This window comes from Fusicatenibacter saccharivorans, assembly GCF_015557635.1.
In the GTDB taxonomy this organism is placed as follows: Bacteria; Bacillota; Clostridia; order Lachnospirales; family Lachnospiraceae; genus Fusicatenibacter; species Fusicatenibacter saccharivorans.
Genome location: NZ_JADNOP010000002.1, coordinates 91836 through 105176, shown reverse-complemented (window position 1 = coordinate 105176; position 13341 = coordinate 91836). Strand labels below are relative to the sequence as shown.

The 13341-nt window shown below is 46.1% G+C and carries 11 protein-coding genes and 1 pseudogene; all 12 read left to right on the top strand.

The window, feature by feature from the left end:
* The first annotated feature begins 16 nt into the window (after nt 1-16).
* The 12 genes and pseudogenes from I2G42_RS02390 (at nt 17) to I2G42_RS02335 (ending at nt 13340) form a co-directional block, all read left to right on the top strand.
* Nucleotides 17-517 carry a GreA/GreB family elongation factor gene (locus tag I2G42_RS02390; RefSeq protein ID WP_173815865.1) on the top strand — a complete coding sequence of 167 codons (501 nt, stop codon included), beginning with the start codon at nt 17-19 and terminating at the stop codon, nt 515-517.
* A gap of 28 nt (nt 518-545) precedes the next feature.
* Nucleotides 546-1025 (top strand): S-ribosylhomocysteine lyase, encoded by a 480-nt coding sequence (locus I2G42_RS02385; RefSeq protein ID WP_173815863.1) that lies wholly within the window; start codon nt 546-548, stop codon nt 1023-1025.
* Between the two features lie 33 nt (nt 1026-1058).
* Nucleotides 1059-1937 (top strand): aldose 1-epimerase family protein, encoded by an 879-nt coding sequence (locus I2G42_RS02380; protein ID WP_195530685.1) that lies wholly within the window; start codon nt 1059-1061, stop codon nt 1935-1937.
* Nucleotides 1938-2097: 160 nt separating this feature from the next.
* Complete coding sequence (gene guaA / locus I2G42_RS02375; RefSeq protein WP_117801446.1) at nt 2098-3642, top strand: glutamine-hydrolyzing GMP synthase; 1545 nt, start codon at nt 2098-2100, stop codon at nt 3640-3642.
* A 379-nt stretch (nt 3643-4021) separates the two neighbouring features.
* A pseudogene (locus tag I2G42_RS02370) lies at nt 4022-4519 on the top strand (site-specific integrase); the annotation flags it as partial.
* A 2-nt stretch (nt 4520-4521) separates the two neighbouring features.
* Entirely contained in the window at nt 4522-4857 is a 336-nt protein-coding gene (locus I2G42_RS02365) for a plasmid mobilization protein (RefSeq protein ID WP_195530684.1), read from the top strand.
* Nucleotides 4847-5734, top strand: a complete 888-nt coding sequence (locus I2G42_RS02360) for an AAA family ATPase (protein WP_330611264.1) — start codon at nt 4847-4849, stop codon at nt 5732-5734. The genes I2G42_RS02365 and I2G42_RS02360 overlap by 11 nt, the downstream gene beginning before the upstream one ends.
* A 205-nt stretch (nt 5735-5939) precedes the next feature.
* Entirely contained in the window at nt 5940-6185 is a 246-nt protein-coding gene (locus I2G42_RS02355) for a DUF6061 family protein (protein ID WP_195530683.1), read from the top strand.
* Between the two features lie 496 nt (nt 6186-6681).
* Nucleotides 6682-7275, top strand: a complete 594-nt coding sequence (locus tag I2G42_RS02350) for a restriction endonuclease subunit S domain-containing protein (protein ID WP_195530682.1) — start codon at nt 6682-6684, stop codon at nt 7273-7275.
* A complete protein-coding gene (locus I2G42_RS02345; protein ID WP_195530681.1) occupies nt 7272-8834 on the top strand; it encodes a type I restriction-modification system subunit M in 1563 nt (520 codons plus the stop codon). Before I2G42_RS02350 ends, I2G42_RS02345 begins: the two co-directional genes overlap by 4 nt.
* Nucleotides 8835-8851: 17 nt before the next feature.
* The gene (locus tag I2G42_RS02340) at nt 8852-10129 is read left to right on the top strand and encodes a restriction endonuclease subunit S (RefSeq protein ID WP_195530680.1); all 1278 of its coding nucleotides are present in this window, start codon (nt 8852-8854) and stop codon (nt 10127-10129) included.
* A 34-nt stretch (nt 10130-10163) separates the two neighbouring features.
* The gene (locus I2G42_RS02335; protein ID WP_243277117.1) at nt 10164-13340 is read left to right on the top strand and encodes a type I restriction endonuclease subunit R; all 3177 of its coding nucleotides are present in this window, start codon (nt 10164-10166) and stop codon (nt 13338-13340) included.
* Nucleotide 13341 lies beyond the last annotated feature (1 nt).

The window sequence follows — 13341 nt, the reverse complement described above, 5'->3', positions numbered from 1 at the left end:
AAGAGGTAGAAAAATCATGTATGATAAACTGACCGAAAACGATATTAAAAAAATGCAGGAAGAAATCGACTACCGCAAACTGGTTGTCCGTCCAAAAGAACTCGAGGCTGTAAAAGAAGCCCGTGCCCAGGGCGATCTCAGCGAAAACTTTGAATACAAAGCTGCCAAACAGGACAAAAACCGCAACGAAAGCCGCATCCGCTATCTGGAAAAAATGATCAAAACCGCTCACGTTGTTTCAGATACCTCAAAGGACGACGAAGTCGGCATCAACAATACCGTCCAGGTTTACATCGAAGAAGATGATGAGACAGAAACCTACAAACTTGTCACCACCGTTCGTGGTAATTCTCTCAAAGGATACGTCAGTATCGACTCGCCATTAGGAAAAGCCATTCTTGGTCATAAAGTCGGCGACCGCGTCACTGTAAAAGTAAGCGATGCCTATAGTTATGATCTCATCATCAAATCCATCGAAAACACTGCGGATACCGATGATGAACTCCGCAGCTATTAAAGGACAGAAAGAAAGGAAAATACCAGTCATGGAAAAAATTGCAAGCTTTACGATCGACCATATCAAACTTAAACCAGGCATTTACGTTTCAAGAAAAGACCACGTAGGTGACAGCATCATCACCACCTTCGACCTGAGAATGACCTCCCCAAACGATGAGCCCGTCATGAACACCGCTGAAGTCCACACCATCGAGCACCTCGGAGCCACCTTCCTCCGTAACCATGAGCAGTGGAAAGACAAAACCGTATACTTCGGTCCAATGGGCTGCCGCACCGGTTTCTACCTGCTGCTGGCAGGAGACTACACCTCCAGAGACATCGTCCCGCTCGTCACCGAAATGTATGAATTCATCCGCGATTTCAAAGGCGAAGTTCCGGGCGCATCCCCGAAAGATTGCGGAAACTATCTGGACATGAACCTCTCCATGGCCAACTACCTCGGCAAAAAATACCTGGATGAAGTCCTGTACGGAATCGACGACTCCCGTCTCATCTATCCAGAATAAACCATAAAAAATAACACAGGGGGAAAACAAAACATGAGAACCATGGAAAACGAAAATCTGCGCGTGCAGATCAGCGATCACGGCGCAGAACTTAGCAGCATCTACGATAAAGCGGCTGACCGTGAGGCAGTCTGGACCGGCGATCCGGCCTTCTGGAACCGCCACGCACCGGTCCTGTTCCCGTTCGTCGGAAAAGTAAACGGCGGCTTCTACACCCATAAAGGAGTCAAATACCCGATGGGTCAGCACGGCTTCGCCCGCGACAACGAATTCGAGTGCATCGAAAACACCGAAAACAAAACCGTACACCGCCTGGTATCGACCGAAGAAACAAAAAAAGTCTACCCGTTCGATTTTGCCTTCACCGTAACCCAGGAACTCTCCGGCAGAACCCTGACCATAACCTGGAACGTAGAAAACACCGGTGATGATGACATGTACTTCTCCGTCGGCGGACATCCTGCATTCATGATTCCGGAACAGTATGACATCGTCTTCAACAAAGGCCTGGAAAACCACACCGAGACCGAACTCGAATACATCCTGATCGACCCGGAAACAGCAGGCGTCGATGCCGCACATCCGAGAAAACTGAAACTTCAGGACGGCAGAATCCCGTACACCAGAACCCTCTTCGACGAGGACGCCCTGATCTTCGACAACACCCAAGTCGAGCGCGTCGGCGTAGAAGTGGATGGAAAACCGTATGTCACTCTCACCTGCAAAGGCTTCCCGAGCGTCGGCGTATGGTCCAAGCCAAAAGCAGATGCCCCGTTCGTGTGCCTCGAGCCATGGATCGGCCGCTGCGACAACGTCGGCTTTGACGGCGAATTAAAAGACAAATACGGCGAACAGTACCTGAAAGCCGGTGAAACCTTCCAGGCAGGCTACACCATCACCATCGGAGAATAAGGACCCGAAAAAAAGAAAAACCTCCGAAGTACAGCGAAAAGAACACGATTCCTGTACTTCGGGGGTTGAAATTTTACGGTTTCTTTACTATAATTAGCATCAAACCCAAAAAACGCATGTAGTTCATCATGCACAGAAGAAAAAACAGGAGGGAACGTTCTTGAAAAGAGAAACGGTTATCGTACTTGATTTTGGCGGTCAGTACAATCAGTTAATTGCAAGACGTGTACGTGAGTGCAACGTTTACTGTGAGATTTATTCTTACAAAACAGACATCGAAAAGATCAAAGAAATTCAGCCGAAAGGTATTATCTTCACCGGCGGCCCGAACAGCGCATATCTGCCGGATTCCCCGACTTATACAAAAGAAATTTTTGAACTTGGAATCCCGATCCTCGGCATCTGCTACGGATCACAGCTGATGATGCATCTGCTCGGCGGAAAAGTAGAAGTAGCACCGGTCAGAGAATATGGAAAAATTGAGGTAACTGTAGATACCAGTTCCGCACTGTTTGAGAACGTATCCGAAAAAACCATCTGCTGGATGAGCCACAACGACTACATCTCCAAAGCAGCTCCGGGATTCGAAATCATCGCCCATACGGATGACTGTCCGGTAGCAGCCGTTGCAAACGTAGAGAAAAACCTCTATGCAACCCAGTTTCATCCAGAAGTTCTGCACACCAAAGAAGGAAAGAAAATGCTTTCCAACTTTGTATACAATGTCTGCCGCTGCGCCGGCGACTGGCACATGGACTCCTTCGTAGAAGAATCCATCAAAGCTATCCGCGAAAAAGTAGGCGACGGAAAAGTCCTCTGCGCACTGTCCGGCGGAGTCGATTCCTCCGTAGCAGCTGTTATGCTTTCCAAAGCAGTCGGAAACCAGCTGACCTGCGTATTCGTAGATCACGGCCTGCTGCGTAAAAACGAGGGCGATGAAGTAGAAGCAGTTTTCGGACCGGACGGCCCATACGACCTGAATTTCATCCGCGTTAACGCACAGGAGCGTTTCTATGCAAAATTAAAAGGCGTAGAAGAGCCGGAGAGAAAACGTAAAATCATCGGCGAAGAGTTCATCCGCGTCTTCGAAGAAGAAGCAAAGAAAATTGGTGCTGTAGACTTCCTGGTACAGGGAACCATCTACCCAGACGTTGTAGAGAGCGGCGTCGGCGGAGAATCCACCGTCATCAAATCCCATCATAACGTCGGAGGACTGCCGGACTACGTAGATTTCAAAGAAATCATCGAGCCGCTGCGCAACCTCTTCAAAGACGAAGTAAGAAAAGCCGGCCTTGAGCTCGGCATTCCGGAATACCTCGTATTCCGTCAGCCATTCCCGGGCCCGGGACTTGGCATCCGTATCATCGGCGAAGTAACCGCCGAGAAAGTCAAAATGGTACAGGACGCCGACGCGATCTGGCGCGAAGAAATCGACAAAGCCGGAATCGCCCACGAAATCGGCCAGTACTTCGCAGCCCTGACCAACATGCGCTCCGTCGGAGTCATGGGAGATGAAAGAACGTATGATTATGCCATTGCCCTCCGTGCCGTAACCACTACCGATTTCATGACAGCCGAAAGCGCAGAAATTCCGTGGGATGTCATCGGAAAAACAACGAGCAGAATTGTAAACGAAGTAAAACACATCAATCGCGTTATGTATGATTGCACAGGAAAACCACCGGCAACCATCGAGTTTGAGTAAACAAAAATGCTTAGTAAACCCAGCGTTTATGCGGGTTTGCGGCACTTTTAAAAGTCTTTTGATAACAAATTGATAACAGTTGCATGAGAGCCATTATTCTTGTAACCCGGTGGTTTTAGGGTTAGAGAATAATTGACAGGTGGTTGTGCAACAAATAAATCCATATTTATCTAAAAAGCCCTTAGCTGTGGGTATAAAACTCATGGCTAAGGGTTTTTGTCGCTATTTTTGGGAGGTTGATCCTATGTCAAGAAAAAGTACAAATTAAGAATGACTTTTTTCCATCTTGCCAGCATACTTAGCCGGCAAGTTTTTGCTCCAGCTCTAATAGTTTATTCTTGTATTGTTTTTCATACTCATCAGGCGAAAGATATCCACCTTTGAGATGCTTTACTGGTGCGGCATTCGAGAGGGAGAACTTCTGGCTTTGACCCCGGCAGATTTTGATTTTGAGAAGTGCACTGTCACCATCAATAAGTCTTACCAGCGGCTGAATGGGCAGGATCTGATCACCACTCCAAAAACCGAAAAGAGTAATCGTGTCATTACTATGCCGCAGTTTCTGGCAGAGGAAATTCAGGATTACCTCAAAATGCTCTACGGAATTGGAGCAGATGACCGAATGTTCACCGTTACCAAGAGTTATCTCCACCGGGAGATGGATAGAGGTTCCAAAGAGGCTGGAGTCCCGCGTATCCGAATCCACGATATTCGTCACAGTGCGGTTTCGCTTCTCATCGACATGGGGTTCTCAGCCACAGCCATCGCAGACCGGGTGGGACACGAGAGCATCGACATCACTTAAAATTATGCGCACCTGTTTCCGTCCAAACAAACGGAAATGGCAGATAAATTGAATATGGAAAGGGGCAATTAAAAATGTCAGCAAAGAATTTGGATAAGCACAACCGTTGGAGAAACAAGGCCGTATCTTTCCGGGTCTCCCCTGAGGAGGATGCCCAGATTGAAACAGCAGTCAAGCTCACCGGACTGACCAAGCAGGATTATATCATCCATCGGCTGATCTGCCGGGATGTGGTGGTTCAGGGAAATCCAAGAGTCTATAAGGCACTGCGAGATCAGCTGGCTGCTGTGCTGGACGAGCTACGCCGGATTGAAGCCGGGCAAGGCGTAAACGAGGAACTGTTGGACACCATTCAGATGATCACAACCATTATGAAAGGAATGCAGGAGGATATTGCCTATGACCGATGAAAAAAAGAAAATGACCGCCCAGGACTCATCTGTTGGCGCAGACGATGGGCAGTCAATCTCTAAAAACGCTGACATTAGTATAACCACTTCTAAGGGAGAAATCAACGATGAAGTTGTAAATCCGCAGGAAAGCCTGGAAGAAATGTACCGCAGGATACAGCGCATGAGCGACCCGGCTTACTTGCACACTGTAACCCTGGACGAGCTGATGGACAATGTGTTTGAGGTAAAGTCTGCGGTGATTGAAAACCTGCTCTATACTGGAGCATATATCCTTGCCGGAGCTCCAAAAATCGGTAAATCTTTTCTTGGGGCGCAGATTGCTCACCATGTCAGCACTGGGCAGGATTTGTGGGGTTACAAGGTTCATCAGGGAACAGTCCTCTATCTTGCGCTGGAAGATGATGAAAGCTGTTTGCAGCGCAGGATGTTCCGCATGTTCGGTGTGGAGGGGACAAACGCTCTCCACTTTGCTACCAGTGCCAAGATGATCGGCAGCGGTCTGGATGAACAACTTGAAAAATTTGCCCGGGAACACAGTGACACCAAGTTGATTATCGTGGATACCCTGCAAAAAGTCCGGGAGATGGTAAGCGATAATTACAGCTATTCCAGCGACTATGAGGTGATTGGAAAACTGAAACAATTTGCAGACCGGCATGGAGTTTGCATCCTGATTGTCCACCACACTAGAAAGCAGCCCGCGGGAGATAGCTTTGAGAAGATTTCCGGCACCACCGGACTGTCGGGCTGTGCAGATGGGGCACTCATTATGCAGAAAGAAAAACGAACTGACGGAAAGGCCACACTGGAAATCAGCGGACGAGATCAACCGGACCCCTTCAACGCGTTAGCAGAACGCGCAGCCACAGAATGAAATTCTGTGTTCAGAGGGAGCTTGGGGGCGCTGCCCTCAACAAGCAGACGGCAGGGAATGTGAGTGTGTATTAACGCTCGCATTGCTTGCCGGATTTGTGTGTGGATAGCCACACGCATTGCTTGCCAGATTCTAAAATTAACGAAACAGACCTTGTGCCTCTGTGAAAAATCTACCGAAATTTAAACGTCAGGAGGTAACGACTATGAGAAAGATTTTGTCCTGTGAGTTCAACCTGGACACCGCCTGCGTGGAGCTGTGTTTGGATGATGGGACACTGCTCGCCATCGACTGCACCGCTGTGGAGAACGAGGTGGCAAACAGTATGTACCAGCGGTCAGAACTAGACGGGCTGATCTATAACGCTCCGTTGGAGTATGTCAATCTAATTTTAAATGGTGAGCTAGAAGTCTATTTGAAAGCAGTGATAGAGTATAAAATCCTAGGTTAAGACACAAACAGAAAAAATGTCATATTTGAATATTACAAATATTTTTTTTGAAAAACTTGACAACCTGCAAGCCGTATGGTACTATATCTTCAGACAAGAGAAAAGCTCCCAGATACAGCGGCAACTGTTCTGAGAGCTTCCCACGCAAATATCATAGTTATACATCATTATGATATCAGATATTCTCAGGAATGTCAATGTGGGCTTGTACTTTCAATGAAAGGAGAACAAGCCAATGAAGTTCTATGTTAATAAGAATGAGCAGTGGACTGGCGAGCATGAGGTACATCGTGCAGATTGCGCATGGCTGCCTGACGTAGCGAACAGAATCTACCTGGGCGAGTTTTACACCTCTCAGGCGGCTGTTCAGGAAGCACGCAAGTACTACAACTGTGTAGACGGTTGTGCGCACTGCTGCCCTGAAAGTCACACCAGATAACATGATAAGGTGGCCCGCCCATTTATGGGCGGATCGCTTTTCTTTGGAGGCGAAAAGATGATCGCTAAAATTTCAGATCTTGCAGATGTGCAAGGCGGAATAGTTTTAAGCCGAAAAGAGGCTAAAAATCAGAAGGAAAGCGTTTTCGAGTACAGCCGTCTTACGCTTAGAGCATTCGATGAAAATGGAAATATTAATAGATCAGAGCTGGAGATTTTTCATGCCTGTGAGAGTCTGGAGAATGCCTTATTTACAAAGGTAGGAGATGTTGTAATTCGGCTGGTCTCTCCAATGTACCCGGCGTCTATCGAGCCTGACTATGAAAATATTCTCGTCCCCTCTCAATTTGCGATACTTCGAGTAAAAGACTGTGCAAAGGTTATGCCGGAGTACCTTCGATTGTGTCTGGCACAAAAAAGTGTGGAGGAACGAATTCTCAGCCTGGAAAGCGGGACAGCCCAGAAGACCGTAAAAATCAAAACAGTCTTGGATTTGGAAGTCCCCTTACAGCCCTTGCATATTCAACGGCAAGCGGCGCAGATTGACCTGTTAAGCAGAAAACGAGAACGTATGTATCGTGAGCTGATCGAAAATGAACGTATATTAACAGAACATCTTATTGAAAAGATGATTGGAGGAACCAACCAATGACGACTAAGAAGGATATTGAAAATGCATTGATGCGTGGCGCAGATACTCTGCGAGATACCATCGATGCAGCCAACTATAAAGACTACGTACTGCCGATTATGTTCGTAAAGTATCTGAGTGATTCCTATGAAGATGCTCTGGACGAATTGAAAAAGGAGTATTCCGGCATCCGTCTGGAGCGTCAGAAGCGATATCTGCCCTTTATCATTGCGGAAGAGTGCTCCTTCCAGTCTCTCTATGACCAGAGATATTCTGACAAGATTGGGCAGTTGATCAATGCCGCTATGCGCAAAATCGAGGCGGATAACAACCAACAGTTGGCCGGTGTTCTGAACACCGTGGACTACAACAGCGAAAATGCACTGGGCACACTAGAACACAAAAAGGCAATCCTTCGGGATCTACTGGAGGACTTTGAGCCGCTGAGCCTTCGCCCTTCGGATATCGAGGTGAAGCCTGGTCAAGTCCCTGCCGATGTTATTGGTGATGCCTATGAGTACATGATTGGCCAGTTTGCTAGCATGGCAGGTAAGAAGGCTGGTTCCTTCTATACCCCGGCAGCTGTCTCCGAAATAATGGCTCGCATTGTGAATGTCCAGCCCGGTGAGCGTGTGTATGATCCTACCTGCGGATCTGGTTCTCTGTTGATCAAGGCTGCGAAAAAGCAGAACAGCAAGGAAGTCTCCATTTATGGTCAGGAAGTCAACGGGTCTTCCGTGGCAATGGCCAAGATGAATATGTATATCCATGAAATCAGGGATGCAAAGATTGGCTGGGGTGATACTCTGGCAAACCCGGTGTTCCTGGATGCTGACGGTAATCTGCTTCTCTTTGATGCCATTGTCGCAAATATGCCTTTCTCGAAGGATAAGTGGGCATCCGGTTTTAATCCCGGCGGTGAGTCCAGTGGCAAGGGCAAAAAAGAGTTTAAGATGGAAGCCACTCTGGATAAGTTCCATCGTTTCGACTGGGGTGTCCCTCCTGCAAGTAAGGGTGACTGGGCATTCCTGTTGCACATGATCAACAGCCTCTCCGTCAATGGCCGAATTGCCGCTGTTGCGCCTCATGGTGTTCTGTTCCGTGGTGCAGCAGAAGGTCGTATCCGCCAAAAAGTTATTGAGGAAAATCTTCTGGATGCGGTTATTGGTTTGCCTGAAAACTTGTTCTATGGTACTTCTATCCCGGCCTGTATTCTGGTGTTTAAGAAGAATCGCCCCAACACGGATGTGCTTTTTATCGACGCCAGCAGGAAGGACGAGGATGGTAATCCTCGTTATATCAAGGCAAGCAATCAGAACGAATTGGCACCGGAACATATTGATGCCATTGTGGAAGCATATCAGAACCGTGTAGAAAAGGATAAATTTGCACATGTAGCAACCTTGGACGAAATCCAAGAGAATGAGTACAATCTGAATATTCCACGTTATGTGGATACCTTTGAAGAGGAAGATCCGATTGATCTTCAGCAGGTTCAGTCCAATATTGCCCAGCTGAAAATAGAGATTGCAGAGGCTGAGAAGCAGATGGACGCCTATCTGAAAGAACTTGGGCTATAATATAGGAGGTCAAGTACATGACCAAACAGATATACTCTGGTATTGCCGCTGGGCAGGTACCAGAAGGATATAAACTGGAACACGGCTATGTGATTCCTAAAGAGTGGAAAGTCGTTCATTTCAACGAATGTTTCCATCGATTGACACAGAAAAATACTGAAAACAATCAAAATGTTCTGACCATTTCTGCACAGCAAGGACTAATCAGCCAGCTTGATTATTATAATACGCCCTACGCCAGTGAAGATAAGACTGGGTATTTTCTTCTTCAAAAAGGTAATTTCGCATATAACAAGAGCTATTCTGCGGATTACGCGTATGGTGCAATCAAGCAACTGGAGAAGTATGATAAAGGCATTGTTTCTCCGTTATATATCTGCTTCTCAGCTAATGAGGGCACAAATACTGATTTCTACAGACAGTATTTTGAAGCCGGAATGTTTAATCGGGAGATATACAAGATTGCCCAGGAAGGCGCAAGAAACCACGGCCTGCTAAATGTATCTACTCCTGAGTTTTTCTCTGCGGCACTTGTTTTTCCTCCCGTTGATGAGCAGAAAAAGATTGCAGAAATTCTTTCATGTTGCGACAGGGTAATCGAGTTAAAGCAGCAGCTTATTGCAGAACTGCAACGGTTGAAAAGTGGTTTTCTCCAAGCTATGTTCCCTGCGAAAGGACACAGCGAACCGGTCATTCGCTTTCCAGAATTTTCTGACGCTTGGGAACAGCGTAAGGTTTCTGAATTAGGTGAAGTAATAACTGGTAGTACTCCACCTACAAAAGATAAAGACAATTATGATGGTTCATACTTGTTCGTTAGTCCTGCTGATATACAAGGAAACAGATATGTAGAGAATACGATTACCACGTTAACAGAAAAAGGATTTAATTTTGGCAGAAAACTTAATCCAGGTAGTACATTGTTTGTTAGCATTGGTTCTACCATCGGAAAAGTGGCTCAAATAAAAGACTTTGCAATATCAAATCAACAAATAAATGCTGTCGTACCAAGTTCAAATTATGATAATAATTTTGTGTTTACAGCATTTGAAAATTTCTCTCCAGTAATTAAAGCATTATCAGCTCAACAAGCTGTACCAATTGTAAACAAAACAACTTTTAGTGATGTTGACTTATTCGTTCCTCAATTAGAGGAGCAAAAAAGAATTGGTGATTATTTCATAACCATCGATTACCTCATCACTCTTCATCAGCGAGAGTTAGAAGAAACGAAGAAAAAGAAAAAGAGCTTGGCAAAGTTGTTGCTCACAGGCAGTGTCCGCGTACCTACATAAATAGCAGATATTTCTGTTAAGCAGCACAAGTCTCATGAAAGAAGGAAAACCTATGCCAAACCATACAATTTTTAATGAACGACCGGAATCCCAGGATCGTGCTCTGAAAGTCATTGAAAAACTGGGATATACGATTGTCCCCCGTAGTGAAGCGGAGAAAAAACGTGGCTCTCGCCGGGCTGTGCTGTTTACGGAAGAACTGCAGTCTTTTCTGAGCCACCAGATGTATCAGTTTGGCACAGAAGAACGATACTTTTCTGGAGGCTCCATTGCCAAGGCCATGCAAACTGTGGATCAGTTTAGTGTTGCCGGACTGTATGCTGAAAACAAGGCAATCTATGAGCTGCTCTGTGCCGGCAAGAGCATGGAAGAGGATCTGCCTGACGGAACCCGTCAGTCCTTTGATCTGAGTTTTATCGACTTTGAACACCCGGAAAATAACACATTCCAGGTGACTGATGAGTTTGAAGTGGAGCGCCCCAACGGAAAATTTGCCCGCCCAGATATTGTGGTACTGGTTAACGGTATCCCCCTTGTGGTCATTGAATGTAAGAAATCCAGTGTGGATGTGATGGAAGGTGTCAACCAAAATATCCGCAACTGGGGCGAAGAATACATCCCACACCTCTTCCGTTACACTCAATTGGTGCTGGCCATGAATCCGGACAAGGTTCTGTATGGTACTTGCGGTACTCCTGCAAAGTACTTTGTATCCTGGCATGAGGATGATAAGGAGTGGCTGAATAACTGGTGTCGCAAGTGTTCTCCGGATGGTCAGATCAAGGAGCAGGATCGTGCTCTGGTTTCCTTGCTGCACCCGGATCGGCTGCTGGATCTAATCCGCAATTTTATCATCTACGATAACAATGTGAAGAAGATCTGCCGCTACAAGCAGTATTTTGCGGTTAAAAAGTGCATGAAGCGAATTCTGCTTCAGGATGGTGCTGATACTCGAAATGGTGTTGTTTGGCATACCCAAGGCAGCGGCAAAACCATCACTATGATTATGCTGACCAAGATGATTCTGCGGGAGAGCATGAAGCTTGGCAGCAGCATCAAGCGGCCCCGCTTTGTGATGGTAACTGACCGCATTAATCTGGATAAACAGATCCGGGATAACTTTATTCATACACAGATGAGCCCTCACCGTGCCAAGACCGGCAAGGGTCTGATCGAGTTGCTGAAGGAAGACGGAAATACCGTTATCACAGCTCTGGTCAACAAATTTGAGGCTGCCGTAAAGCAGGAATACTGCAACGACAGTGAAAATATCTTTGTTTTCATCGACGAAGGCCACCGAACTCAGTACGGTAAGCTGAACATCTACATGAACAGGGTACTACCCAATGCAGTCAAGATTGCCTTTACAGGCACCCCTCTGATGCAGAAGAAGCCCAAGGACGATAAGCGAGATGTTATGTCAGCCAAAGATACCTACGCCAAGTTCGGCCCCCTGATTGATAAATATACCCTGCAGGATGCCATCGATGACAAGGTAACGGTCCCCATTGTCTATGAAGGCCGTGTGATTCCTCAGACGGTCACTAGTGAACAAATCAATACACACTTAAAGTACATTACCGTAGGGCTGAATGAAGAGGCTAAAAAGGATTTAGAAGTCAAATACAGCCGTTTTGTGGCACTGGCTCAGACAGAAGCTCGTCTGAATATGATCGCTTTTGACTTGCATGAGCACTTTATTGGTTTTGTGAAACCTAAAGGATTTAAAGCGATGTTGACCTGTTCTTCCCGTGCTGAAGCAGTGCAGCTTTTTTACAAGCTGCGGGATCTTGGCGGCATTACCCCGGCGGTTGTGATTACACCTAATACCAGCAGAGAAGGCGATGACGAGAGTAATACGCCTCAGACTGAAAAAATTATTGGAGAGTTCTTTCACAAAGAGATTGATCCGCTTTTCAAAAATAACTACGATGCATATGAAGACTCCGTAACAGGACAGTTTATTGATCCGGAAGGAGATATTGACCTTTTGATAGTGAAAGATAAGCTGCTCACCGGCTTTGATGCCCCTATTGCAGCAGTCCTGTATGTGGATAAAAAACTGAAGGATCATACCCTTTTACAGGCAATAGCCCGTGTGAACAGAGTGTACACGGATAAGGATTTCGGTCTGGTCGTGGACTATATAGGAATTTTCAAAAAGCTGAATTCTGCTCTGGATCTGTATAGCGATGAGCAGTCCGGTATGAACCTGTTCAACAAGTCTGAAATCCATGCGGCTATCTCTGCTGTTGCGGAAGAAAAGGACAAACTCGCTCAGGTCCATCAGCAGCTCTGGAAAATTTTTAAGGGAATTGCTCCTGATGAATCCAGCGCCAATGTCTGGCAGGAACGCCTGAGAGAGTATGATGTGCGTAAGGACTTTTACGAAAAACTGTCTGCATTTGCAAAAATGGTGGACTTCATGTACTCCAGCTATGAACTGTTTAAAGCCGTTGGATTTGAACAGGCAGAGGCCTATCGCAAGGACTATTTGTTCTTCAAGAAATTAAAAGATAGTGTAGCTCTGCGCTTTAATGATCGTGTAGACTTCTCACGGTATGAAGATGGCATTCGTCAGCTTCTGAATGCCTATGTGAATGCGGAAGATGCCAAGATTTTGATTGAACCTCTGGATATTACCAACAAGGAGAAAATGGAGGAACAATTGGCACGACTGGGTTCTAACGAGGCCAAGGCTGAAGCAATCCAGACCCGACAGGTTGAGGTCTTGGAAAGTCAGCGGTATGTGGATCCGATTCGTTATATGACCTTCATGGAGCGCATCAAAAAGACAATTGCTGACTATATGGAAGAGCGCGATAGTGAAAAATATCTGTCTTCAATGGAAAAGATGGCAGAAGATTACCGGGCAGGTCGAAATTCTGTCAAATATCCTGAAAATATCATGGATGACAGCGATGCAAAGTCTTTCTATGGTGCGGTTTGTGCTGGTATTAAAAAATCAACTGGAGCAACAGATGTAGAAATTTCGGAGGAATTAGGACAATTGGCATTGGATATCAAAGCCGTTATTGTAAAACATACAAAACGTGACTGGCGAGAAAATGTCATTGTACACAGAGACATTAAAAAGGCACTTGATGATCTTCTCTTTGATTATATGGAAGACCATAAGCTGGAATGGAGCTTAGACACTATTGATATCATCATTGATGAAATTATGATGGTGGCTAAGAAGGGCTATTAAG